The 26,416-nt window shown below is 63.6% G+C and carries 16 protein-coding genes; 6 read left to right on the forward strand and 10 right to left on the reverse strand.

Features of this window, described 5'->3' with window-relative positions; genetic code table 11:
* Positions 1–213 precede the first annotated feature (213 nt).
* Positions 214–987: an L-iditol 2-dehydrogenase gene (locus tag JMV15_RS23990; protein ID WP_014718837.1), complete on the forward strand. Its 774-nt coding sequence runs from the start codon at positions 214–216 to the stop codon at positions 985–987.
* Between the two features lie 217 nt (positions 988–1,204).
* Entirely contained in the window at positions 1,205–1,852 is a 648-nt protein-coding gene (locus tag JMV15_RS23995) for a nicotinamidase (RefSeq protein ID WP_014718836.1), read from the forward strand.
* A gap of 3 nt (positions 1,853–1,855) precedes the next feature.
* Here JMV15_RS23995 and JMV15_RS24000 read toward each other — a convergent pair whose 3' ends face one another.
* From JMV15_RS24000 to JMV15_RS24030, 7 genes are read right to left on the reverse strand one after another with little or no spacing between them, the layout of a single operon-like run.
* Entirely contained in the window at positions 1,856–2,887 is a 1,032-nt protein-coding gene (locus JMV15_RS24000) for an ABC transporter substrate-binding protein (protein ID WP_038450466.1), read from the reverse strand.
* Positions 2,888–2,900: 13 nt separating this feature from the next.
* Positions 2,901–3,998, reverse strand: coding sequence for an NAD(P)/FAD-dependent oxidoreductase (locus JMV15_RS24005; protein ID WP_201491939.1), 1,098 nt, complete (start codon positions 3,996–3,998; stop codon positions 2,901–2,903).
* On the reverse strand, positions 3,995–5,338 hold the full coding sequence (locus JMV15_RS24010) for an FAD-dependent oxidoreductase (protein WP_019816826.1): 1,344 nt from the start codon (positions 5,336–5,338) through the stop codon (positions 3,995–3,997). The genes JMV15_RS24005 and JMV15_RS24010 overlap by 4 nt, the downstream gene beginning before the upstream one ends.
* Positions 5,335–5,625 (reverse strand): (2Fe-2S)-binding protein, encoded by a 291-nt coding sequence (locus JMV15_RS24015; RefSeq protein ID WP_019816827.1) that lies wholly within the window; start codon positions 5,623–5,625, stop codon positions 5,335–5,337. The genes JMV15_RS24010 and JMV15_RS24015 overlap by 4 nt, the downstream gene beginning before the upstream one ends.
* Positions 5,625–6,419 carry an ABC transporter permease gene (locus tag JMV15_RS24020; RefSeq protein WP_020303062.1) on the reverse strand — a complete coding sequence of 265 codons (795 nt, stop codon included), beginning with the start codon at positions 6,417–6,419 and terminating at the stop codon, positions 5,625–5,627. The genes JMV15_RS24015 and JMV15_RS24020 overlap by 1 nt, the downstream gene beginning before the upstream one ends.
* Before the next feature lie 4 nt (positions 6,420–6,423).
* Entirely contained in the window at positions 6,424–7,269 is an 846-nt protein-coding gene (locus JMV15_RS24025) for an ABC transporter permease (protein ID WP_014718830.1), read from the reverse strand.
* Positions 7,266–8,294: an ABC transporter ATP-binding protein gene (locus tag JMV15_RS24030; RefSeq protein ID WP_032902896.1), complete on the reverse strand. Its 1,029-nt coding sequence runs from the start codon at positions 8,292–8,294 to the stop codon at positions 7,266–7,268. Before JMV15_RS24030 ends, JMV15_RS24025 begins: the two co-directional genes overlap by 4 nt.
* A gap of 242 nt (positions 8,295–8,536) precedes the next feature.
* Between JMV15_RS24030 and JMV15_RS24035 the strand changes: the two genes are divergently transcribed.
* Both JMV15_RS24035 and JMV15_RS24040 read left to right on the forward strand, forming a co-directional pair.
* Positions 8,537–9,367 carry an IclR family transcriptional regulator gene (locus JMV15_RS24035; protein ID WP_019816829.1) on the forward strand — a complete coding sequence of 277 codons (831 nt, stop codon included), beginning with the start codon at positions 8,537–8,539 and terminating at the stop codon, positions 9,365–9,367.
* Between the two features lie 80 nt (positions 9,368–9,447).
* Positions 9,448–10,803 carry an MATE family efflux transporter gene (locus JMV15_RS24040; protein ID WP_038450461.1) on the forward strand — a complete coding sequence of 452 codons (1,356 nt, stop codon included), beginning with the start codon at positions 9,448–9,450 and terminating at the stop codon, positions 10,801–10,803.
* Here the strand turns inward: JMV15_RS24040 and JMV15_RS24045 are convergent.
* Positions 10,787–11,374, reverse strand: a complete 588-nt coding sequence (locus JMV15_RS24045) for a TetR/AcrR family transcriptional regulator (protein WP_038450459.1) — start codon at positions 11,372–11,374, stop codon at positions 10,787–10,789. The two genes, JMV15_RS24040 and JMV15_RS24045, sit on opposite strands and share 17 nt — an antisense overlap.
* 132 nt (positions 11,375–11,506) lie before the next feature.
* Here JMV15_RS24045 and JMV15_RS24050 point away from each other — a divergent pair, with 132 nt between their 5' ends.
* A complete protein-coding gene (locus JMV15_RS24050) occupies positions 11,507–12,679 on the forward strand; it encodes an MFS transporter (RefSeq protein ID WP_014718825.1) in 1,173 nt (390 codons plus the stop codon).
* Here the strand turns inward: JMV15_RS24050 and JMV15_RS24055 are convergent, their stop codons facing one another.
* On the reverse strand, positions 12,680–13,045 hold the full coding sequence (locus tag JMV15_RS24055; RefSeq protein WP_014718824.1) for a type II toxin-antitoxin system HicB family antitoxin: 366 nt from the start codon (positions 13,043–13,045) through the stop codon (positions 12,680–12,682). It lies immediately after the preceding gene.
* Positions 13,042–13,293: a type II toxin-antitoxin system HicA family toxin gene (locus JMV15_RS24060; RefSeq protein WP_014718823.1), complete on the reverse strand. Its 252-nt coding sequence runs from the start codon at positions 13,291–13,293 to the stop codon at positions 13,042–13,044. The genes JMV15_RS24055 and JMV15_RS24060 overlap by 4 nt, the downstream gene beginning before the upstream one ends.
* Before the next feature lie 210 nt (positions 13,294–13,503).
* Between JMV15_RS24060 and JMV15_RS24065 the strand changes: the two genes are divergently transcribed.
* A partial coding sequence (locus JMV15_RS24065; protein ID WP_201491940.1) for a non-ribosomal peptide synthase/polyketide synthase occupies positions 13,504–26,416 on the forward strand: 12,913 nt, incomplete at its 3' end.

A 26,416-nucleotide genomic window follows, 5' to 3' on the forward strand; every position in this document is an offset into this window, starting at 1 on the left:
GCACTGGCAATCGGTGCGCTAGCCCCGGTTTCGCCTGAGGCTGATACTTTTTTGATCCTGTGCCTCAGGTTAAAAAAGTATCAGCCGCGCATTCGCCAGCCGTTTGTGAGGCGGCAAGCCAAGCTGCTGTAATCGAGGCTCAACAACAAAGGTCGGCAAGCTGTTCTCGGCGGTGTTCACCGGCTACCGGCAATAACCTTCACAGGAGCCCCCATGAAACGACTCGAAAGTAAAAGCGCGCTGATCACCGGATCGGCGCGAGGCATTGGCCGTGCGTTCGCCCAAGCCTACATCGCTGAAGGCGCCACCGTGGCCATCGCCGACATCAACCTGCAACAGGCCCAGGCCACCGCCGCCGAACTGGGGCCCCAGGCTTACGCCGTGGCGATGGACGTCACCGACCAGGCCTCCATCGACGCGGCGATCGCCACAGTGGTGAGCCACGCTGGCAAGCTCGATATCCTGATCAACAACGCCGCCCTGTTCGACCTGGCCCCCATCGTCGACATCACCCGCGACAGCTTTGAACGGCTGTTCTCGATCAACGTCGCCGGCACCCTGTTCACCCTGCAGGCCGCAGCCCGACAGATGATCAGCCAAGGGCATGGCGGCAAGATCATCAACATGGCCAGCCAGGCCGGGCGGCGAGGCGAGCCGTTGGTGGCAGTTTATTGTGCGAGCAAGGCGGCGGTGATCAGCCTGACGCAATCGGCGGGGTTGAACCTGATCAAGCAGGGCATCAATGTCAATGCCATCGCCCCCGGTGTGGTGGACGGCGAGCATTGGGACGCAGTGGATGCGTTGTTCGCCAGGCATGAAGGGCTGGCGCCTGGCGAGAAGAAAAAGCGCGTAGGGGATGAGGTGCCGTTTGGGCGGATGGGCACGGCTGAAGACCTGACCGGCATGGCGATCTTCCTGGCGTCGACGGACGCCGATTATGTGGTGGCCCAGACCTATAACGTCGATGGCGGCAATTGGATGAACTAGCGGTTGACGCTGACCCAACTGTGGGAGCTGGCTTGCCTGCGATAGCGTTGGTGGATTCACTCCCGTCATCGTAGGCAAGCCCCACCTTTGAACTTCAGCGTTATTGAGAATAGGGTAAGTCAGCAACGCATCGATCCCCGCAGTAAACTGTCCCATACTTCAAGATTTCTACGCTCGCCCGGAGGCGGTCGTACGTGCAGACCACCCGAGAACGACCATGAGCCTTTCGAAAGCTGCCATCGCTTCATTCGACGTCGACGCCCAGAAGAGCTTCACGCCTTTGTGTCCCAACGAGTTGCCAGTGGCCGGTGGCGACGGCATTGGTGCCGAACTCAATTACATGGCCAGTCTCGCCGGCCACCGCATCGGCAGCAAGGACGCCCACACCCCCCACGCACCCTGGGTGGTCGGGCAGCACAGCGAGATGCTGCAACCCACCGGCCTGGCCCATGCCGATGTGACCTGGGTCAGCCACTGCGTGCCCGGCACCGAAGGGTTCACCCTGCTCGATGAGTTGCCCACCCCCTATGACTACGACTACTTCATCTGGAAAGGGGTCGAGCCCGACCTGCACCCCTACGGCGCCTGTTACCACGACCTGCACGACAAACTGTCCACCGGCGTCATCGAGTACCTCAAGGCCCACGGCGTGGCCCGTGTGATCGTCGGGGGCCTGGCGCTGGACTATTGCGTCAAGACTACCGCGTTGCAATTGCTCAAGGCCGGCTTGCAAGTGATCCTGCATTTGCCGGCGTGCCGAGGCATCAGCGAGGAGGGCGGTGTACAGGCTGTCGACGAATTGCTCAAGGCCGGTGCATATATCAGTCGCACCCGCGAAGAACTGGCCCTGATTGCGCAGGGCTGAGCCTCAACGCTCAATCGACCGACTCCACCGCGCATTCCACTGCGGCCGTGCCTGGTTGACCTGGTCCCAATCAATCGAAATGGCGGTTTGCAGATAACTCTGCATGGCCTCCACCCGCGCGCGGGTTTTGTCGGTGGTGGGGGTGGTCGGGTTCGACGGGATCTGGTCACCTTCTTCCAACGCCGGCGCCTGGGCCTCGGCAGTCAGCAAGAACGCTGCGAGCTTCTGCGCCAGTTCCGGCTGGTCATTGCGGGCGATCACGCATTCGGCCACGTTGAGCACCACCGCACCTTCTTTGGGCTGCGCGTACTCCATCGGTATGCCGAGCAGCTTTTGCGTGGCGACCTGGGTCGGGGTCAGGGGGAAGATCGCGGCTTCGTCGGTCTGCACCATCTCGGAGATCTTTGCGGAGCTGGCGATGTATTCCAGCACGTTGGGGCCCACGGTCGTAGACCAGGCCTTGAAACCCGGTTCCACATTGCTTTCATCGCCACCCTGGATGCGGTTGAACATCAGGAAACCATGCAGGCCGAAGGTGGAGGAGGCCAGGGATTGGAACACCACTTTGTCCTTGAAGCGCGGGTCGGCCAGGTCCATCCATGAGGTGGGCGCGGCCCAGCCTTTGTCTTTGAACATCTTGGCGTTGTAGCCAAGGCCGGTGACGCCCAGGGTCACGGCCACGGCTTCGTCCTTGATTCGGGCCTTGGCCGGGATCTGTTCCAGTGGCGGGCTCGGCGCGAGCTTGTCGCACAGGCCCATGGAGATGGCGCGGTACATGATGCCGTCGTCGAGGAACATCACATGCATCTGCGGGTTGGCCTGGTTGGCCTGGACCTTGGCAAGAATGTCCGATGAGGTGCCGGGTACGATCACGACCTTGGCGTTATTGGCCTTTTCGAAGGCGGGCAGCACCTTGTCGGCGTACACCCGTTCCATGGTGCCGCCGTTCATGCCCAGGTACAGCGTGGGGGCGGCATGGGCCGTGCTGGTGAGCAAGGCGAGGGACAAGCAGGACAACGCGAGACGTGATTGCATGGGGTTTTTCCTCTCAGGCTTGGAAACGACGGATGGAAAACGCTTCGATGGGTTGGCGGCAGGCGCCGTCGCAGACGATCTCTGCCAGGGCTTCACCGACCGCGGGGCCGAGCTGGAACCCGGCGCCGGCAAAGCCGAAGCCGTGGAGCAGGCCGGGTTGGGTACTGCTGGGGCCGATCACCGGTTCGTTGTCCGGCAGGTAACCTTCGGTGCCGCTCCAGGTGCGAATGGCCTGGGCTCCCTGGAGAAACGGGTAGAGTTCGCCGGCATTGCGCAGGATCTCCAGCACCGCCGCCTGGCCCGGCCGGGCTTGCTGTGGGCCGAGGGCAAAGCCGCGCCCGCCGCCGAGGATGCAATTGCCACGGGCGACTTGCCGGGCATAGATGCCGCCGCCCTCGACGCCGGTGCTGACGGTCATCACTCCCCGCAGCGGCTCGGTGACCAGCATTGCCGGGTGCGCCGAGATAATCGGCACCGGCTCGCCCAATTGCGCGGCGACCTTGCCAGCCCAGGCGCCGGCGCAGTTGAGCAGCCAGGGCGCTTGCAAGTGCAGGCCGTTGGCGCAGTGCACCTGGAACAGTCGGCTGTCGTGCGCGATGCGGATCACCTCGGCTTGCTCGTACACCGCAGCGCCATGGTGTTGGGCGGCACGGGCAAAGGCTGGGGACACCAGCCGCGGGTTGGCATGCCCATCATCCGGGCACAACGAGGCGCCCACTGCCACGTCGCCCACCCAGGGAAAACGCTTGCGCAACTCGCTGCGGTCCAACAGCTGCAAGCCCAGGCCAAAGCCACGGGTCTGATCGGCGTAGGCTTGCAGTGCGGCAAAATCCCCGGGGCTGCGCGCCAGCTTCAAATGCCCGCAGCGCACGTATTCACCCTCAATACCAATCAACCCAGGCAGGTCGGCCCACAGTTGGTGAGCGCGCTGGGACAGCGGTAACTGATGCAAGGGCCGCCCCTGGCGCCGCACGCCGCCGTAATTGACGCCGCTTGAGTGCGAGCCACAAAAATCCCGTTCTACCAGTGCCACCCGCTGGCCTTTTTGCGCGAGCACCAAGGCCGCCGAAGCCCCGACGATGCCACCCCCCAAGACGATGACGTCGATCATGGCTGCACCTGCACGCCAAACGGCAGCGGCTTGATCGGCGCCTGGCCACGCAGACGCCCGATCTGTGGGAGGTCGCGGCCGCTGCGCTCTGCTACGATTTCCGCCGCCGCCAACCCGCACATCCGCCCTTGGCAGCGGCCCATGCCGACGCGGCAATGGGCTTTGACCCGGTTGATTTCCCAGTGGCCTTCATCCACCACGGCGCGCACCTCGCCGACGCTGACCTCTTCGCAGCGGCACAGGACCAGTTCGTCCGGCGCCTGCGCGGCCCAGTGCTCGGGGAAGGGGAACGCGGTTTCCAGGCCCTGGCGAAAGCGCTGGATACGCGCCAACTGCCGCTCCAGTGTGGCCCGGCGGTGCGGGTCGACCGCGACGCCGGTATCTTCCAGCAGCGCCAGCGCGGCACATTCGCCGGCCATTTGCGCGGCATCGGCGCCCATGATCCCGGCGCCGTCGCCCGCCAGGTACACCCCTTCGACACTGCTGCGCCCGGCGCTGTCACGTTGCGGCAGCCAGGCGCGATTGAGCGGGTTCCAGGCAAACTCACAGCCGAGCAGATCGGCCAATTGCGTTTCGCTGCGCAGGGCGTGGGCGAAGGCCACCGCATCGCATGGCAGGGTCTGTTCGCCGAAGCGAATGCCACGCACCCGTTGGTCGCCGTCGATCTGCTTGAGCATTGCGCCCTGATGCACGGCAATCCCGTGGGCGGTCAGCCAGGCGCGGTAATACATGCCTTTGGCCAGGGTCGCCGGTTGCCTGAGCAGCGCTGGCAAGGCCCGGCATTGGGCGCTCAGCGGCGCACTGTCAAGCACCGCCAGCACCTTGGCACCGGCCTTTGCGTATTGGTACGCGACTAAATAGAGCAGCGGCCCGGAGCCACAAAACACCACGCGTTCGCCAATCGCGCAACCTTGGTACTTCAAGGCGATTTGTGCCGCGCCCAGGCTGTAGACACCGGGCAATGTCCAGCCCGGCACAGGCAGGATGCGGTCGGTGGCGCCGGTGGCGACTATCACCTGCGCGTATTCGAGGCTGTCGGCGCGCCCGTTATTGAGCATGTCCAGGCGACCGTCCTCGGCGTTCCACACCAAGGTATCGGGCCGATAGTCGATCAAGGCTGCCAGTTCATCCATGGTGCGGTGCACGGCTTGGGCCTTGCGCGCTTCAAACCCGTAGACCTGCCTGGCGGTGCGTTGAAACCCTGAAGGTTGGCGGCGATAAATCTGCCCGCCACCGCGCGGGCTCTCATCCACCAGGCAAGGTGTGATGCCGTGGTCGAGCAACGTGCGCGCCGCGCTGATCCCCGCCGGGCCTGCACCCACAATCACCACCGGCTTCATGGCTGGCGCCCCGGGTCACGGCTGATCGCCTGGCCGTCTTCAAGCTGGGTCGAACAGGCGCGCACCCGCCGCCCATCGGCCAGCCGCACCCAACAATCCTGGCACGCGCCCATCAGGCAAAACCCGGCGCGGCGCTCGGCACTGAAATCGCTGCCGCGCAGGTGCTCGGCACAGGTCAGCATGGCGGTCAGCAGGGTGTCGCCGAGCAACCCCGTGGCGGGTTGGCCGTCGAGGGTAAAGGCCAGGGCAGGGCGTTGGGTTTCGCTCAGTCGCTTGAACAAGGCCATCAGTGTTTCCCCACCAGTACGCGGTCCAGGCCGTAGACCCGGTCGAGCACAATCATGGTCGCTGCCGTCAGTGCGATGACCAGCGCCGAAACGGCCGCCATCATCGGGTCGATGGACTCGGTGGCGTACACGTACATGCGCACCGGCAGGGTTTGCGTGGCCGGCGAGCTGACGAAAATAGACAGGGTCACTTCATCGAAACTGTTGATGAACGCCAGCAACCACCCACCGGCCACGCCAGGCAAAATCATTGGCAGGGTGATCTGCCGGAACAGCGTAAAGCGCCCGGCGCCGAGGGATTCGGCGGCCTGCTCGGCACTGCGATCAATGCCGATGGCCGCCGCCAATACCAGGCGCAGCACGTAGGGGGTGATGATCACCACGTGCGCGAGCATCAGCCAGGTAAAGCTGCCGTTTACGCCCATCAGCGCAAACAGGCGCAGCATGGCCACCCCCAGCACCAGGTGCGGAATGATGATGGGCGACAGGAACAGCGCGCTGAAAAAATTGCGCCCCGGGAACGCATAGCGACTGATCGCCAGGGCCGCCGGCACCGCAATCAGGGTCGCCAGCGTGGCGGCGGTGAAGGCCAGGATAAGGCTGTTGTAGAACGCCTGGATAAAGTCAGCGCGTTCGAACACTGCGCGAAACCAGCGCAGGGAGAAGCCCGACGTGGGCAGGCTCAAGGTGTTCTCTGGCGTGAATGCCACCAGGCACACCACCACCAGCGGCGCCATCATGAACAGCACCACCGCTGCATGGAAACCGAGGGCCAACGGACCGTTTCTGGACATGCGCTTAAACCCCCAGGGACTTTTTGTAGCGGCCTTCGACCATACGGTTCCAGCTCAGCATGATCAGCAGATTGACCAACAGCAGCGCCACCGCGAGGGTCGCGCCCATGGGCCAGTTGAGTTCCGAGAGGTACTGGTCGTACACCACGGTGGCGACCATCTTCAGGCGTCGCCCGCCCAGCAGACCGGGGATCGCAAAGGAGCTGGCAGCCAAACCGAATACGATCAGGGTGCCGGACAGCACACCGGGCATCACTTGGGGCAGCACGATCTTGCGCATCACCGTCGCTTGGCTGGCGCCCAGGGACAACGCCGCCTGTTCGGCTGACGGATCGAGCTTTTGCAGGGAGGTCCACACCGGGATGATCATGAACGGCAGCATCACGTGCACCAACGCGATGATCACGGCGAAGGGCGTATACAGCAGCTTCATCGGACTGCCGCCGAGAGCCTGGATCATTTGGTTAATCAGCCCGTCGGCACCCAGCAGCAGGCTCCAGCCAAACGCGCGTACCACCACCGAAATCAGCAGCGGTGTGAGGATCACTATCAGGAAAATCGAGCGCCACGGCGTGCCCATGCGGCTGAGGATGTAAGCCTCCGGCACGCCGATCACCACGCACAGTAGCGTCACCAGGGCACTGATCCAGAACGTGCGCCAGAAAATCTCGTAGAAGTAGGCGTCGCTCAACAGCGCCCAGTAATGGGCCAAGGTCCACTCATCGACCTTCACGCCCACTTGGTAGTCGAACACATTGAACGACAGCACCAGGGTCAAGCCCAGTGGCACGATCAGCAGCCCGGCAAACAGCACCAGCGCTGGCAGCGAGAGCAGGTAACCGCGACTCATGGATGCACCTCATCGGCGGCCAGTACCCGCAGCAAATCGGCCTGCCATTGCAGGCCCACTGCCGCGCCGCCAGCCAAAGGTGCGCTGCCGTCGTTACTGCGCACCACAGTGATTTCGCCCAGGGCGGTGTGTACGCGGTACAGCCATTGGCTGCCGAAAAAGTAGCGGTCTAGCACTTTGCCTTGTATGCGCCCGGTGCCCGGCTCCACCAGTTGGATTTTTTCCGGGCGCAGGCTCAGGGTCAGTTCGCCTGCGGTGCCGTCGTGACGCACTTGGGGTGCGCCGAGCGCATCGTAGTCGCCGGCCAGCAGGTTGGCCTTGCCGACGAAGTCCGAGATAAACCGCGTGCGCGGGTGCTCATAGAGCTTGTACGGCGCGTCGATCTGGGTCACACGCCCGGCCTGCATCACCACCACACGGTCGCTGATGGACAGGGCTTCGGCCTGGTCATGGGTGACCATCAGGGTGGTGATGCCCACCGCGCACTGGATACGACGGATTTCAAATTGCATCTCTTCGCGCAGGTTGGCGTCGAGGTTGGACAGCGGCTCATCGAGCAACAACACCGGCGGTTCGATCACTAGCGCACGGGCCAGGGCCACGCGCTGGCGCTGGCCGCCGGACAGCTCACGAGGGTAGCGCTGCGCATGCTGGGCCAGGCGCACCAGCTCCAGCACGGTATTGACGCGGGTGGCGATGTCGGCCGCAGGCACCTTGCGCATCTTCAGGCCGAAGGCGACGTTGTCGCGCACGCTCATATGCGGGAACAGCGCGTAGCTCTGGAACACCACGCCCAGGCCACGGCTGGCGGGTTTCGCGTGGGTAATGTCGCGACCGTCGAGCAGGATCTGGCCTCCGCTGACGTCGACGAAACCGGCGATCATTTGCAGGGTGGTGGTCTTGCCACAGCCTGAAGGGCCGAGCAGGGAAACGAACTCGCCTTGTTCCACCGCCAGGTCAGTGGCGACCACCGCATCGACGGCGCCGTAGCGTTTGCTCAAGGCCTTGAGTTGGAGAAATGCCATGTTTGCGTTCCACCTTTATTCAGTCGCGTCTAAACGCGCTTTCTTGTTTTGGGCAGATGCGAAAAGTGCGGTGCCGGTGCGTTGGCGCTCGATCTCAAGTCGGCTGCCGGTTGTTGTTCAATTCGCCCCTGTGGACGCAGATTAGGACGAAGACTAGGATGGGTGGAAGGTAGAATTTCACTCAACGGACTACTATTTTGCGATTTATTCATTGAGCAGAATTACTAACGAGATTAGGTGTTATGGATTCCACTGAGCGAATTGATGGCGGCAAAGAAGTCGGTGCGGGCAGCGTCTCCCGGTTGTTTGCTGTGCTGCGAGCCCTGGGGGAGGTACCCGAGGGCGGCGAGCGGGTCACCCAGCTCGCCCAACAGGTGGGCTTGTCCCAACCCACCACCCATCGTCTGCTGCGCAGCCTGATGGACGAAGGCATGGTTGAGCAGGATGCACGCAGCAAACGCTATCGCTTGAGTCTGGAGTTCTTCGCGTTGGCGGCCAACGCGGGCAAGACCGGCAACCTGCGCGACCTTGTGCGCCCCAGCCTGTTGCGCCTGAGCGCGTCGCTGGGGGACTCGCTGTTCCTGCTGGCGCGCAGCGGCTTCGACGCCATTTGCCTGGACCGCAGCGAGGGTCCGTACCCGATTCGTACCTTCACCGGCGATATCGGTGGGCGCGTGGCCTTGGGTGTGGGGCAGGGCAGCCTGGCGATCCTGGCGTTTCTGCCGGAAGAAGAGCGCGAGACGGTGATCCGCTACAACCTGCCACGGCTCAAGGACTTCCACCTGTACGACGAAGTGCTGCTGCGCTCCGAAGTGGAGAACGTGCGCAAGCTGGGTTATGCAGCACGCAACACCGGTGTGCTGGAAGGTATGGCAGGGCTGGCGGTGCCCATCCTCAACCGCGACGGGTACGCGGTCGCGGCGTTGAGCGTGGCGACCATCAGCGACCGCCTGGGGCCGAGCCGCTTGCCGATGGTGGTGGAGTTGTTGAAGCGCGAGGCGGCGGCCATCGGGCCGCGGCTCAATCCGTTTGACCCGACGTTGCGCAGGCCGTCGCAGACCTTTGGGGGTTAACCCGGGCCTTCACAACAGCATATTGGATCCAGTTACGGTATAACCCTGAGACGCTTTCGTGATTCGAGGCCCCATTTTTCATGCAAAACCCTTTGCAACGTCCGCTGTGGCAAATCTATCTGTTGTTCCTGGCACCGATGGTGCTGTCCAATTTCCTGCAGAGCTTTTCCGGCACCCTCAACGGCATTTACGTCGGCCAGATGCTGGGCACCCAGGCCTTGGCCGCGGTGTCGGGGATGTTTCCCATCGTGTTTTTCTTTATCGCCCTGGTGATCGGCCTGGGGGCGGGCGCCTCGGTGTTGATCGGCCAGGCATGGGGCGCCCAGGAGACCGGAATGGTCAAGGTGATTACCGGTGCCACCCTGACCCTGGGCGCGTTGGTGGGCCTGGTGGCCGCCGTGCTGGGCAGCCTGTTTGCGCGCCCGGCATTGCAGGCGTTGGGCACGCCGGTGGATGTGCTCGACGATGCGGTGGGCTACGCCCAGATGATGATGTTGATCATGCCGTTGCTGCTGGTGTTTATCCTCTATACCCAACTGCTGCGTGGCGTCAGCGACACGATTTCGCCGTTGCTGGCATTGATGGTCTCCACCCTGGTGGGCTTGCTGCTCACGCCTGCGCTGATTCGCGGCTGGATCGGCCTGCCACCCATGGGCATCCAGAGTGCGGTGTATGCCGGGCTGGTGGGTAACGCCTTGGCGATGCTGTTTCTGATCCTGCGCCTGCGCCACAAAAACCACGTGATGGCGCCAGACCGCGAGCTGCTTGCCGCCTTGCGCCTGGACCGCGTTATCCTCGGCAAAGTCCTGCGCATCGGCCTGCCGACGGGCTTGCAGATGGTGGTGCTATCGCTGTCGGAGTTGGTCATCCTGGCTTTGGTCAACGGCCACGGTTCCCAGGCCACGGCGGCCTATGGCGCGGTGACGCAGATCGTCAACTATGTGCAGTTCCCGGCGCTGTCGATCGCCATTACCGCCTCGATCCTCGGCGCCCAGGCGATTGGCGCCGGGCGCCTGGAGCGCATCGGGCCGATCCTGCGCACGGGGCTTGTAATCAACCTGTGCCTCACCGGTGGCTTGATCGTGCTCGGCTATGGGCTATCCCACTGGTTGCTGGGCCTGTTCATCACCGACGACAGCGCACGGGTACGGGCCGAACACCTGCTGCACATCATGCTCTGGAGCATTCTGGTATTTGGCTTCCAGGCGGTGATTGGCGGCATCATGCGCGCCAGCGGGGTGGTGCTGATGCCGGTGGCGATCTCGATCTTCTGCGTGCTCTGCGTGGAACTGCCAACGGCCTATCTCTTCAACGCCCACTTCGGATTGGAAGGAGTGTGGATGGCATTTCCGGTGACCTACCTGGCGATGCTGGTGTTGCAGATCGCCTATTACCGCTTGGTGTGGCGGCATAAGCAGATCAAGCGGTTGGTGTGAGGCTCAGGCCGCGCAAAAGCAGCTCCAGGCCTTGCAAGCCTTCCTCCAGCCGTGTGCCCGGGTGTTCATCCCGGGCAATCCACAATGCGGTATTGACCAGGCTGCCGTTGATCAACTGCGCCAGTGCGTGGCTGGGGGCCGTAGGCATCAGGCCCGCTTGCATCAGGGTCTCCAGCAATTGGCGCAAGGACTCCACGCAGTGTTGCTGGGAGCCAGTGTCGCCCAGTACCGCCGGGGCATCCTGCAATACAATGCGCTGGATTTCCGGGTCCTGGGCCATGCGCAGATAGGCGCGACAGCGCTCGCAAAAACCACTCCAAGGCTCTACGGCCTGCTCCGAGATGCGTTGCAAGCGCACGTCCATCTCGCTGTCGAGTTGAGCGACCACCGCTGCCAGCAGCCCTTTTTTGTCACCAAAGTGGTGATACAGCGCACCGCGCGTCAGGCCGGCACGGGCAGTAAAGTCATCCATCGAGGTATTGGCATAGCCTTGGGTGGCGAAGGCCCGGCGTGCGCTCGCTATCAGGCGGGCGCGGGTGTCTTCGATCATTTCAGCTCGGGCTCGGCTCATGGGCGTCTCTTGGCTAAGTGATTGACATACGCTGCGTATGCGAAGCATGATCTGCCACATACGCGTCGTATGTATTTTGCCCTGATGGATTCAGATAGCAAGCCCAGGGCGTCGAGCAAGAGGTCAAGCAGGATGGCAAACCCCTACGCTGAGTTATTCCAGGTCCCCGGTGCCCGGGCCTTTGTGCTCGCGGGCATGCTGGCGCGCATGCCGATATCCATGACCGGCATCGGCCTGATCACCATGCTGTCCCAGGTACATGGCGGCTATGGCCTGGCCGGTTCGGTGGCGGCGGTGTTTGCCCTGGCCACGGCGATTTGCGCGCCGCAAGTGTCACGTTGGGTGGACCGCTACGGCCAGGGCAGGGTGCTGCCGATTGCCGCGCTGATCGGCGGCGGGGCGCTATTGATGTTGCTGCTGTGTACGCGGTTGCAGGCGCCGAATTGGACGCTGTTTCTGTTCGCCGCGCTGGCGGGCTGCATGCCCAATATGTCGGCCATGGTGCGGGCGCGCTGGACCGAGTTGTACCGTGGCCAGCCCAGGCTGCAAACCGCGTTTGCCCTGGAGTCGGTACTCGATGAGGTGTGCTTCATCATCGGCCCGCCCATTTCGGTGGGGTTGAGCGTGGCGGTGTTCCCAGAAGCCGGGCCCCTGGTGGCGGCGCTGTTGCTGGGGGTGGGCGTCACCACCTTTGTGCTGCAACGGCAAACCGAGCCACCGGTACACGCGCATCAGGGCGCGCACGGTCGTTGGCTGATTGCTTCGCCGTCGGTATTGATCCTGATGATTTTGCTGTTGGCCATGGGCGTGATCGTCGGCGTGGTGGATGTGGTCAGCGTGGCCTTCGCCCAGCATCAGGGCCAACCGGCGGCGGCGAGTATCGTGCTGTCGGTGTATGCCATTGGTTCGTGCCTGGCCGGGTTGGCCTTCGGTGCCCTCAAACTCAAGGCGCCGTTGCCACGCCAGTTCCTGTACTGCGGCGTAGCCACGGCGTTGACCACCTTGCCCTTGCTGCTGGTGAGCAATATTCCCGGCTTGGCCGCTGCCATCTTTATCTCCGGGCTGTTCTTTGCGCCCACCTTGATTGTGTCGATGGCCATGGTGGAGCAGATCGTCCCGGCCAGCCGCCTGACCGAAGGCATGACCTGGCTGATCACCGGCCTGAGCATCGGCGTGGCCATTGGCGCCGCGAGTTCGGGGTGGATGATCGACCACTTTGGCGCCACCAGCGGATTCTGGGTGGCGCTGGCGGCGGGGGCGGTGGTTGCGGGTTCGGCGGTAGTGGGTTACCGGCGGTTGGGATAGTCAGCCAATCGTCGGGCATGGCTCTGGGTAATGATGCTGCAGAAATTCGTTCAGCGCCTGACGCGTGAGATCATTCAATGTCACTTTCTTACGGTTTGCCGCCAGGGCAGCGGCCAAATGCAAGTCATGCCCGACACGTACGTTGAATGAACCTTTGCACGGTTTCTCCGGCGTGTGCCCCAGGCTCTGGCAGGTAGCGAGATAATCATCCACCGCGCCACGGAAGGCTGCGTCCAGTTCAGCCACAGTTTTGCCTTCATAGCTCACCAATGCCTTGATGAACAGGATTTTACCAAACAGGCAGTTGTCCTCGAGGCTGGCTTCGATGGAGCCGATGTAGCCTTTGTGTTTCAGTTGGTTGTTCACTGAATCAGTTCTCCTGATTTCAATTGTTCGATGATCTGGCGCCGAATGTAGTGTTTCAGTTCGTTGCCGGGGTGAGGCTTGTGCAGGGTGATCATTGCACTGGGGTCGCCCATGTCGAACTTGACCCGGCTTCCGGCCCCTTCAATCTGTGTGTATCCCAATCGGCGTAATAACGTGACGAGCTCAGACCAGGTAAATGCCATGTGCTCATTGAGCAGTTTGGCGAGCAGCTTTTCATTCTTGGACACGGCGTTCCCTGCGTGTAACTAAATGTAGTTGCAAAAAGTGGTGTTCGTCAATGCTAGCTCAGCTTCGTGCGGCTTCGCGGGGATTGATTTAACCCCCGATGACAGCCTGTGCGGCGCCACCCATTCCCCCGCTAATTTTTCCCCGCCCGGTTCGTTTTATAGGGACGACGTGCCTTTGTGCTTCCCGCCTATTGCCCCGGATTCCAAGAAATGAATGCTGAAGACTCCTTGAAACTTGCTCGCCGGTTTATCGGGCTGCCTCTGGAAAAACGCCAACTGTTCCTGCAAGCCTTGCAGAAAGAAGGCGTGGATTTTTCAAGGTTTCCGATTCCGGCAGGGGTGGAGGTGGAGGACCGCCAGGCGCTGTCCTACGCGCAGCAGCGCATGTGGTTTCTATGGCAGTTGGACCCGGCCAGCGGCGCCTACAATTTGCCTGGCGCAGTGCGCTTGATGGGGGCGCTGAGCCTGCCAGCGCTGGAGCAAGCGTTCGCCAGCCTGGTGGCGCGTCATGAAACCCTGCGCACGGTGTTCCAGCGTCAGGCTGATGAGCGGCTGGCGCAGGTGGCGGTGGAGCCGTCGGTGACCGTCGAGCACCTGGACTTCACGGCCTTGGCCGTCGATGCGCGGGAGTATGCCGTCAACGCCGCCGCCACCCGGCAATCGCTGTTGCCGTTCGACCTGGAGCATGGGCCGCTGCTGCGCGTGCAACTGCTCAAGCTTGCCGAGCAGGAACACGTGCTGCTGCTGACCCTGCACCACATCGTCTCCGACGGTTGGTCGATGAATGTGCTGATCGACGAGTTCATCCGCTGCTATGACGCCCATGAGCGCAACGAAGCGCCCCAACTGCCGGCGCTGCCCATCCAGTACAGTGACTACGCCCTGTGGCAGCGCCGCTGGCTGGAGGCGGGCGAGCAGGCACGCCAGCTGGAATATTGGCAGGCTCGCCTGGGCGATGAACATCCGGTCCTGGAGCTGCCCACCGACCACCCGCGCCCGGCCATGCCCAGCTACCAGGGCACACGGCATAACTTCGCGATTGCGCCGGCACTGGCCGCGCAACTGCGCAGTTGCGCGCAAAAACACAACGTTACCCTGTTCATGCTGCTGCTCGGTGCCTTCAATGTGCTGTTGCACCGCTATACCGGCCAAAGCGACATCCGTGTCGGTGTGCCGATTGCCAATCGCAATCGCACCGAAGTCGAGGGGCTGATCGGGTTCTTCGTCAACACCCAGGTGTTGCGCACCGAACTGACCGGGCAAACCCGGGTTGCCGAGTTGCTGCAAGGTATCAAGGAGCATGCCCTGGGCGCCCAGGCCCATCAGGAGTTGCCCTTCGAACGGCTGGTGGAAGCGCTGAAAATCGAGCGCAGCCTGAGCCACACGCCGCTGTTCCAGGTGATGTATAACCATCAGCCGGTCGTCGCCGACATCGCCTCGGTCAGCACCGCATCGGGGCTGGAATTGGCCCTGGTGGAATGGCAAGGCCGCACCACCCAGTTCGACCTGACCCTGGACACCTATGAAAAGTCCGGCACCCTGCATGCCGCGCTGACCTACGCCAATGACTTGTTCGATACGCCCACCATCGAGCGCATGGCCCGGCATTGGATCAGCCTGTTGCAAGCCATGGTGCTCGATGGCGAACAGCGCATTGGCGAATTGCCCATGCTTGACGCGGCTGAACAGCAACGGCTGGTCCACAGCTGGAACCAGACCACCGAGGCGTACCCGACCGAGCGCGGGATTCATCACCTGATCGAAGACCAGGCGCGGCGCAGCCCCGATGCACCGGCACTGGTGTTCGGTACCACCACCTTGACCTACGCCCAACTGGATGCGCGCGCCAACCAGTTGGCCCATGCCCTGGGCGAGCAGGGCGTGGGGCCCGACGTGCTGGTGGGTATCTGCATCGAGCGCTCCATCGAAATGGTGGTTGGCCTGCTGGCGATTCTCAAGGCCGGTGGCGCCTACGTGCCTCTCGACCCTGAGTATCCCCAGGAACGCCTGGCCTACATGATCGAAGACAGCGGCATACAACTGCTGCTCAGCCAGCAGAGCCTGCTGGCGTCGCTGCCCGTCGCCGGTATCCAGTTGATTGCCCTGGACCAGCCGGCGCTATGGCTCGACGGCTACAGCAGCGAATCGCCGAACGTGGCCTTGAATGCCCTTAACCTGGCCTACGTGATCTACACCTCGGGCTCCACCGGCAAGCCCAAAGGCGCCGGCAATAGCCATCGCGCCTTGGTCAACCGCTTGAGCTGGATGCAACAGGCGTATGGCCTGGGTGCCAACGACGCGGTGTTGCAGAAAACCCCGTTCAGCTTCGACGTGTCGGTGTGGGAGTTCTTCTGGCCACTGATGACCGGCGCCCGCCTGGTGGTCGCGGCGCCTGGCGAACACCGTGAACCGGCGCGCCTGATCGACACCATTGGCCGGCACGCCATTACCACCGTGCACTTCGTGCCGTCGATGTTGCAGGCGTTTATCCATGAGCCGGGCGTACAGGCGTGCGCAAGCCTCACGCGCATTATGTGCAGCGGCGAAGCCTTGCCCCTGGACGCGCAACAGCAAGTGTTCGCCAAGTTGCCCGCTGCGGCGCTGTACAACCTCTATGGCCCGACCGAGGCGGCTATCGACGTCACGCACTGGACCTGCATCGACGAAGGCGCCGACAGCGTGCCCATCGGCCGCCCCATCGCCAACCTCGGCACCTACGTGCTGGACGCACAACTCAACCCGGTGCCGGCCGGTGTCAGTGGCGAACTCTACCTGGGCGGCGTTGGCCTGGCGCGCAGTTACCACCGACGCCCGGCGTTGACTGCCGAACGTTTCGTGCCCAGCCCGTTCGTGACGGGCGAGCGCCTGTATCGCACCGGTGACCGCGTGCGCCAACGCGCCGATGGGGTGATCGAATACCTCGGCCGCCTCGATCATCAGGTCAAATTGCGCGGCTTGCGTATCGAGCTGGGCGAAATCGAAGCACGCCTGATGCAGCATCCACACGTGCGCGAAGCCGTGGTACTGGTACAGGGCGGCAAGCAGTTGATCGCCTATCTGGTGCACGCAGGCGAGGCGCCAACGGACCTCAAGGCCTGGTTGCTCGGCAGCTTGCCGGAATACATGGTGCCGACGCATTTCATTGCGCTGCCCAAGCTGCCGGTGACCGCCAACGGCAAGCTCGACCGCAAGGCGTTGCCAGCGCCGGATGCGGCTCAGCCGCAGGCATTTGTCGCCCCCCAAGGCGACCTGCAAACAGCCCTGGCTGCCATCTGGAGCGACGTGCTGGGCGTTGAGCAGGTCGGCCAGGACGATAACTTTTTCGAGCTGGGCGGCGATTCGATCATCTCCATCCAGGTGGTCAGCCGCGCCCGTCAGGCCGGCATTCGCCTGAGCCCGCGTGACCTGTTCCAGTACCAGAGCATCCGCAGCCTGGCCCTGGTGGCGCGCTTCGAGCAGGTCAGCCTGATCGACCAGGGCCCGGTCAGTGGCGAGGTGATGCTGACGCCCGTGCAACACAGTTTTTTCGCCCAACCGATCCCGGCGCGGCATCACTGGAATCAATCTTTGTTGCTGGTGCCCGGTGAGGTGCTTGAGCCTGCACGGTTGGAGGCCGCGCTGGCGCGGTTGATCCAGCATCACGACGCTCTGCGCCTGCGCTTTGTGCAGCAGGCTGACGGCTGGCAGCAGAGCCATGCCGCCGATGTCAGCGAACCGCTGTTGTGGCAATGCCAGGCCAGCACCGACGCTGAACTGGCGGTGTTGTGTGATGAAGCCCAGCGCAGCCTTGACCTTGCCCAAGGCCCGCTGCTGCGCGCCGCGTTGGTGAATTGGGCCGATGGCAGCCAACGTCTGCTGCTGGTGATCCATCACTTGGTGGTGGATGGCGTGTCTTGGCGCATCCTGCTTGAAGACTTGCAACAGGCTTACCGAGAACAGGTGCTGCCGGCAAAAACCAGTGCCTACCAGCGCTGGGCGCAACAGCTGCACCGCCACGCGCAGACCGTCGAGGAGCAACTGTCGTACTGGCAAGCCCAATCCATCGACGCCGAGCTGCCGTGTGATCACCCCGAAGGCGGCCTGCAAAACCGCCTGGGTGCCAAGCTGGAAACACGCCTCGACGTCGAGCACACCCTTCGACTGCTGCAAGACGCGCCAGCGGCCTATCGCACCCAGGTCAACGACCTGCTGTTGACCGCCCTGGCGCGGGTGATCAGCCGTTGGAGCGAGCAACCTGCTGCGCTCATTCAATTGGAAGGCCATGGTCGCGAAGACCTCTTCGACGACATCGACCTGAGCCGCACCGTCGGCTGGTTCACCAGCCTGTACCCGGTGCGCCTGCATGCCAAAGGCGAGTTGCCCGAGGCGATCAAAGCGGTCAAGGAACAACTGCGCGCCGTGCCCGACAAAGGCCTGGGTTACGGCCTGTTGCGCTACCTGGGCGCGCCACACGCGCAGGAAAGCCTGGCGAACCTTACCGCGCCGCGCATCACGTTCAACTACCTGGGCCAGTTCGACCGTCAGTTCAACGAGTCGGCACTGTTCGTGCCGGCCAGTCAGGGCAGTGGCCAGGCCCAGGATCCAGAGGCGCCGCTGGCCAACTGGTTGACGCTGGAAGGTCAGGTGTATGGCGGCGAGTTGTCGTTGCAATGGGGGTTCAGTCGGGAGATGTTCGAGGCGGCGACTGTGCAGCGGTTGGCGGATGAGTACGCAGCCGAACTCAAGGCGTTGATCGAGCATTGCTGTGCCACGCCGGCAGGCCAGGTGAGCCCCTCGGATTTCCCGCTGGCACGCCTCACCCAGCAGCAACTGGATGCCTTGCCCGTGGCCGGGCCGGCGATTGCCGACCTTTATCCGCTGTCGCCGATGCAGCAAGGCATGCTGTTCCACACCCTGTTGGAACCCGAGGCACAGGCCTATATCAACCAGTTGCGCCTCGACATCGAGGGCCTTGATTTGCTCGCCTTCGGACGTGCCTGGCAGGCCGCACTGGATCGTCACGACATCCTGCGCAGCAGCTTCCATTGGCTGGGCCTGGACAGTGCTCATCAGCTGATCCAGCGCCAGGTCGACCTGCAACTGCAAGTGATCGAAGACCCCGACGCCGATTTCGACACCCTGGCCCAGGCCGAACGCGAACGCGGTTTTGCCCTGAATGCCGCGCCGCTGTTTCGCCTGACGCTGGTGCGCGGTGCCGGTGCGGCCTGGCACTTTATCTTCACCAGCCACCACATCCTCATGGACGGCTGGAGTAACGCGCAGTTGCTCGGTGAAGTCATCGCTCACTATGCGGGGCAGGCAGTGCCGGCGCCGCTCGGGCAGTTCCGCGATTACCTCGCCTGGCTGCAACAACAGTCCTCGGGCGAAGCGTTCTGGAAATCCGCCCTGACGGCATTGCCGGCGCCGACTCTGCTGGCGCAAGCGCTGCGCACGCCGGTAGCCGGGGTGGGCATGGCTGACCATCACGTAGCACTGGAGAGCGACTTTACCCGCCGCCTCGGCGAGTTCGCACGCCAGCACAAAGTCACCCTCAATACCCTGTTGCAAGGGGCTTGGAGCCTGTTGCTGCAACGCTACACCGGCCAGGACTGCGTCGCCTTCGGTGCCACCGTGGCCGGGCGTTCCGCACCGCTGCCGGGGATCGAGCAGCAACTGGGCCTGTTCATCAACACCTTGCCGATCATCAGCGCAGCCTCGCCAGCCCAGTCGGCCGCGACGTGGCTCAGCGAACTGCAAGCGCTCAACCTCAGCCTGCGCGACCATGAACATGTGCCGCTCTATGACATCCAGGGCTGGGCCGGCCAGCAGGGCGCGCTGTTCGACACCTTGCTGGTGTTCGAGAACTTCCCGGTCGCCGAGGCGCTCAAGCAAGGCGCGCCGGCCGGCCTGACTTTCGGTCGCCTGCACAACCATGAGCGCACGCACTACCCATTAACCCTGGGCATCGAACTGGGCGCCAGCCTGCGCCTGGAATTCAGTTATGACCGTGCCCAGTTCAGCGAGGCGCACGTGGCGCAGTTGAGCGCCAACCTGCAACACCTGCTGGCGCAATTGCTCGCAGACGCTCACATGCCGCTGGGCAACCTGCGTCTTCTCGACGCCCCTGCGCAACGGCAGATGCTCGCTCTGAGCCGCTCAGCCGCAGCGCCCCAGACCAACGAACGCGTGCACCAGCGTATTGCAGCCCAGGCCGAGGCGACGCCAGACGCCCTGGCTGTACAGGCCGGTGACGCCAGCTTGAGCTACGCCCAGTTGAACCAGCGTGCCAACCGCCTGGCCCATCGCTTGTTGGCGCTTGGCGTCGGCCCCGGCCAACGGGTGGGCCTGGCTTCGCGGCGTGGCCCGCAGTTGATCGTCAGCCTGCTGGCAGTGCTCAAAAGCGGGGCGGCCTACGTACCGCTGGACCCTGAATACCCGGCGGAACGTTTGGCCTACATGCTCGCCGACAGCCGCCTGGACGTGCTGCTCAGCGAAACCGGCTTGCTCGCCGACTTGCCTTTGCCCCGCGGCCTGACCCGCATGGATTTCAGCGCCCGTGGCGACGAACTGACCGGCTACCCGACGACCAATCCGCCTAATCACGCGGCGGCGGCTGACCTGGCCTATGTGATCTACACCTCTGGCTCCACCGGCCAGCCCAAAGGCGTGGCCATCGATCATGCCGCCCTTGGCCAGTTCTGTGACAGCGCCACGCTGTACAGCCGACTGAGCGCCGAAGACCGCGTGTTGCAGTTTGCGACCTTCAGTTTCGATGGTTTTGTCGAACAGTGCTTCCCGCCCCTGTGTGCGGGCGCGGCGTTGATCATGCGTGGCGATGAACTCTGGGATGCCGGGCAACTGGCGCAAGAGATTGTCGAGCAGGGCGTGACCCTGGCCGATTTGCCCGCCGCCTACTGGTACCTGTTGGCGCAAGAGTGCGCCGAGCACCGTCGCTTCCTGGGCAAGCTGCGCCAGGTGCATGTGGGCGGTGAAGCCATGTCAGTGGAGGGCGTGCGTGCGTGGTACGCCGCGGGCTTGGGCAATGTGCGCCTGGTCAACACCTACGGGCCGACCGAAGCCACGGTGGTCTCCAGCGTGCATGAGTGCCAATTGGCCGATGCCAACGACGCCTACGGCGTGCCAATCGGGCAGGCGATTGCCGGGCGCGGCCTGTATGTACTCGACAGCGGTTTCGAACTGTTGGCCACCGATGGCGTGGGCGAGCTGTGCATTGGTGCTGAGGTTGGCTTGGCGCAACGCTATTTCGACCGCCCGGCGCTGACCGCCGAGCGCTTCTTGCCGGACCCGTTTTGCGCCACGCCCGGTGCGCGGCTTTATCGAAGTGGCGACCTGGCCCGGTATAACCCGGCGGGTGCGCTGGAGTACGTCGGGCGTATCGACCATCAAGTGAAAATTCGTGGCCTGCGTATCGAAATGGGCGAAATCGAAGCCAGCCTGCAAGCCTTGCCCAACGTGCGGGAAGCCGCCGTGCTTGCGCAGCCGAGCGCGACCGGCGTGCAGTTGGTGGCGTACGTGGTGCCCGCCGAAGGCCAAGCGCTGGAGGCACAGGCACTGGCGGCGCGCTTGCGCCAGACGTTGCCGGACTACATGGTGCCGGGCCATTGGGTGTTCCTCGATGCCTTGCCGTTGAACCACAACGGCAAGCTCGACCGCCGTGCGCTGCCCACACCCGACCTGAACCAGGCCAGCGCCGCCTACGTGGCGCCGCAGAGTCCATTGCAAATCCAGTTGGCGGCGATCTGGCAAGCAGTGTTGCAGGTCGAGCAGGTTGGCCTGGAAGATCACTTCTTCGAACGCGGCGGCCACTCCTTGCTGGCCACCCAAGTGATCTCCCGGGTGCGCCACGACCTCAAGCTGGAAGTGCCGTTGCGGGCCCTGTTCGAACAGCCGACGCTGGCCGCTTTCGCAGCGGCGTGCGCAGGCGTGCAGGCCGATACCGCGCCTGTGATGCAGGCGGTTGGCCGTGAGCAGCCGCTGGCGCTGTCCTTTGCCCAGGAACGGCAGTGGTTTCTCTGGCAATTGGATCCCACCAGCGCGGCCTATCATGTGCCCACCGCCTTGCACCTGCGCGGTGAACTCGACATCGCGTCGCTGGAGCGCGCCGTCGAGGCCCTGGTGCAGCGCCATGAACCGCTGCGCACCACCTTTGTGGAGGCGGGCGAGCACACTGTGCAAGTCATCCACCCAAGCCTGGCAGTGCCAGTTGAACAACAAAAGGTCGACGTCGGCGCTATCGAGCAGGCGGTCACCGAAGAGATCCAGCGCCCGTTCGACCTGCGCAACGGCCCGCTGATGCGCGTCAAGTTGCTGATCGTCGCGCCTGATCACCATGTGCTGGTCATCACCCAGCACCACATCATCTCTGACGGCTGGTCGATGCAAGTGATGATCGACGAGTGGGTGGCGCTGTACCAAGGCAGCGCAGGGTTGCCGGCCTTGCCGATCCAGTACGCCGACTACGCCCAGTGGCAGCGCGACTGGATGGCGGCTGGGGAACAACAACGCCAGCTCGATTACTGGTGCGCTCGTCTGGGGCGCGAGCATTCGTTGCTGGACCTGCCGCTGGACTATCCACGCCCTGCAGTGCAGAGCCATCGTGGCGCGCGCCGCCAGATTCATCTGGAGCGTGCGCTGCTGACTGAACTCAAGGCCCTGGCCCAGCGTCAGGACGTGACGCTGTTCATGCTGTTGCTGGCCTCGTTCCAGACCTTGCTGCACCGCTACAGCGGCCAGGCACAGGTGCGTGTCGGCGTGCCGGTCGCCAACCGTAATCGCTTCGAAACCGAGCGACTGCTGGGCTTTTTCGTCAATACCCAGGTGCTGCAAGCTGACGTGCACGGGCACATGCCGTTCGACCAGTTGCTGGCCCAGGTCAAGCAACGTGCCCTGGAAGCGCAGGCCCATCAGGACCTGCCGTTCGAGCAGCTCGTGCAAGTGTTGCAGCCCGAGCGCAGCCTCAGCCATAACCCGCTGTTCCAAGTGATGTTCAACCATCAGGACAGCCTGCGTTCAGCGCCGGTGCAATTGCCCGGCCTGGCTTTGCAGCCCGTGGATTGGGCCGGTCACAGCACGCAGTTCGACCTGAACCTGGAAACCGAGGAGTCGGTGGACGGTCTCTGGGCCTCGCTGACTTACGCCACGGACCTGTTTGACGCGGCGACCGTGGAACGCCTGGCCGAGCATTGGCAAAACCTGCTGCGCGCGGTCCTGCAGGATGCCTCGGTGGCCTTGAACGACCTGGCGATGCTCAGCCCGTCGCAATCGCAGCAAATGGTGCACGACTGGAACCGCAGCGACACCGACTACCCGCGCGAACGCTGCGTACACCAGTTGTTTGAGGCCCAGGCCGCGGCGCAACCCGACGCCATCGCGCTGCACTTCAATGACGAGCACCTGAGCTACGGCGAACTCAACCGTCGCGCCAATCGGCTGGCCCATCGTCTGATCGACAGGGGCGTCGGCCCGGACGTGCTGGTGGCGGTGCACGTGGAGCGTTCCCTGGACATGGTGGTTGGCTTGCTCGCGACCCTCAAGGCCGGTGGCGCCTATGTGCCGCTCGACCCGCAATTCCCGGCAGAGCGCCTGGGCTACATGCTTGAAGACAGCCGCGCCCGGGTATTGCTGACGCAACCGCACCTGCTGGGGCACCTGGCGCAGCCGCACGGCGTGCAGGTGCTGATGGTGGAGGAGGCCGGCACAGCGCAGCACAATCCCCAGGTTGCCGTGACACCGGAGCATCTGGCCTACGTGATCTACACCTCTGGCTCCACTGGCAAGCCCAAAGGGGTGATGGTTCGTCACAAGGCGCTGTGCAGCTTCACCAGCGCCATGGCCGGCACGTTGAGTATCGGCCAGGATGCGCGGCTGTTGTCGCTGACCACCTTCTCGTTCGACATCTTCGCCCTGGAGCTGTATGTGCCGCTGAGTGTCGGCGGTACCGTGTTGCTGAGCGCCCAGGCAATGGCCCTCGACCCGGAGGCGATCCTCGATCTGGCCCAGCGCCAGGCGGCGAATGTGCTGCAAGCCACGCCCTCGACCTGGCGCATGTTGCTCGACAGCCCACGGGCTCATTCACTGCGTGGCATCGCCTGCCTGTGCGGTGGCGAAGCGCTGCCCGTCGATTTGGCCCAGCGCATGCTCGACCTGCAAGGCCCGCTGTGGAACCTCTATGGCCCTACGGAAACCACCATCTGGTCGGCGGCTCATCGTTTGCACCAGGCATTGCCGTTCGTTGGACGGCCCATCGCCAATACCGGCTTGTTCATTCTCAATGCCGGTCTCACGCCATGCCCCCAAGGTGTGTCCGGTGAGCTGCTGATCGGTGGTGTCGGCCTGGCGCGCGGTTACCACGGGCAGCCGGCGCTGACCGCCGAACGCTTCGTGCCCAACCCGTTTGGGGCTCCGGGCGAACGCCTGTACCGTACCGGCGACCTGGCACGCTATCAGGCAAACGGCGTGGTGGAATACATCGGCCGTGTCGACCATCAGGTCAAGGTCCGGGGTTTCCGTATCGAGCTGGGTGAAATCGAAGCCTGCCTGCGTGAGTTCGACGGCGTACGCGAAGCCGTGGTGCTGGCCGATAACGACCGGCTGATCGCTTACCTGGTCAGCACCGCGCCGCAGGCACTGCAGGTGTATAAAGCCGCGCTGCGCGAGCGCTTGCCGGACTACATGGTGCCAGCGCAGTGGCTGTTCCTCGACAGCCTGCCGCTGACCCCCAACGGTAAGCTCGACCGCAAGGCACTGCCCAAACCGGATGCCAGCCTGTCGCTCAAAGGCCATGTAGCGCCCGTCACCCCGCGCGAGCAGCAGGTGGCGGCGATCTGGGCCGAGGTACTGGAATTGCCCCGTGTGGGCCTCGACGATCATTTCTTCGAGTTGGGCGGGCATTCATTGCTGGCCACGCGGGTGGTGTCACGGGTGCGTCAGGCCCTGGCGCTGGAGGTCCCACTCAAGGCCTTGTTCGAACAGCCGCTACTGGGTGATTTCGTGCAGGCCTTGGGCGAGGAGGGCGTCACCGCGCCGGCGCTGATCAAGGCCGATCGCACGCAGCCTCTGCCGCTGTCTTATGCCCAGGAGCGCCAGTGGTTCCTCTGGCAACTGGACCCGGCCGGCGCCGCGTATCACATCCCCAGCGCCTTGCGGTTGCACGGGCCGTTGGACCTGACCGCGCTGCAAGAGAGCTTTGATAGCTTGCTGGCTCGCCATGAAAGCCTGCGCACGTATTTCCGTCAGGACGCCACCGGCGCGGTTCAAGTCATTGACGCCCAGGGCCGGGTCGATATCGAGCAGGTCGACAGCGACTATGCCGGCCTCAAGGCGCGGGTCGCGCAGGTGGTCGCCCAGCCTTTCGACCTGCTGCATGGGCCGCTGCTGCGGGTCACCTTGCTGCGCCTGGCCGAGGACGACCATGTGCTGGTGCTGGTGCAGCATCACATCGTCTCTGACGGCTGGTCGATGCAGTTGATGGTCGAGGAGTTGGTGCAGGCGTATGCCGCTAACAGCCAAGGCCAGGACGTGCAATTGCCGGCGCTGCCGATCCAGTACGGCGATTATGCCGTGTGGCAGCGCGGTTGGATGGAGGCGGGGGAGCAGGCGCGTCAACTGGCCTACTGGCGCGAGCAGTTGAGCGGCGAGCAACCGGTGCTGGAGTTGCCGTTCGACCATCCGCGCCCGGCACAGCCAAGCCATCGCGGCGCACGCTTGGGTATCGAGTTGCATCCGGAGTTGTTGGGCAGTTTGCGCGCATTGGCGCAGCACGCTGGCGTCACGCTGCCGATGCTGCTGTTGGCGTCTTACCAAGCGTTGCTGCATCGCTACAGCGGCCAGGAAGATGTGCGCGTGGGCGTGCCGATTGCCAACCGCAATCGCCTGGAAACCGAGGGGTTGATCGGCTTCTTCGTCAACACCCAAGTGCTCAAGGCCGATATCCACGGGCAAATGAGCAGCGAGCAATTGCTGCACCAGGTGCGCCAGCGTTCCCTGGAGGCCCAGGCTCACCAGGACCTGCCGTTCGAACAGTTGGTGCAGGCATTGCAACCGGAGCGCAGCCTTAGCCTGAGCCCGTTATTCCAAGTGTTGTTCAACCACCGTGTGAGCGCTGCCGACAGCCATCTGCATCGCCTGGCCGACTTGCACGTCGAAGTCCTGGATCTGGACGAAGGCGTGGCCCAGTTCGACCTGGCGCTGGATGTGGAAGAAAGCCCGACGGCCCTGCGTGCCTCCCTGAGTTATGCCACCGACTTGTTCGCCGTGGCGACCATCGAGCGCATGGCCGGGCATTGGCAGAACCTGTTGCGGGCGATGGTGGTCGACCCACAGCAGCCCATCAGCCAATTGAGCCTGCTGGGCGAGGATGAGCAGCAGCAGATTCTTGAGCTGTGGGACCAGACCGACGCCGGTTTTTCAGCCGAGCGCCTGGTGCACGAATTGGTCGGCGATCGCGCCCGGCAAACCCCGGACGCAGTGGCGGTTAAATTCGACGCGCAAACCCTGACTTACGGTGAACTGGATCGCCAGGCCAACCGCCTGGCCCATGCCTTGATCGCCCGTGGCGTCGGCCCGGAAGTGCGGGTGGCTATCGCCATGCCGCGCAGTGCCGAGATCATGGTGGCGTTCCTGGCGGTGATGAAAGCCGGCGGTGTGTATGTGCCGCTGGATATCGAATACCCACGTGATCGCCTGCTGTACATGATGCAAGACAGCCGTGCGCAACTGCTGCTGACTCACAGCCGGGCGTTGCAGCAACTGCCAGTTCCCGAGGGTCTGGATACCCTGGCGATTGATCGCACCGAAGAGTGGGCCGGTTACAGCGATACGGCACCGGATGTGGCGCTGGACGGCGACAACCTCGCCTACGTGATCTACACCTCCGGTTCCACCGGTTTGCCCAAGGGCGTGGCGGTGGCTCATGGGCCGTTGGTGGCGCATATCATCGCCACTGGCGAGCGTTATGAAACCTCACCGGCCGATTGCGAACTGCACTTCATGTCGTTTGCTTTCGACGGCTCCCACGAAGGCTGGATGCACCCGCTGATCAACGGCGCCAGCGTGTTGATCCGTGACGACAGCCTGTGGCTGCCGGAATACACCTACGAGCAGATGCATCGCCATAACGTGACCA

The organism is Pseudomonas paracarnis (genome assembly GCF_904063055.1).
GTDB lineage: Bacteria > Pseudomonadota > Gammaproteobacteria > Pseudomonadales > Pseudomonadaceae > Aquipseudomonas > Aquipseudomonas paracarnis.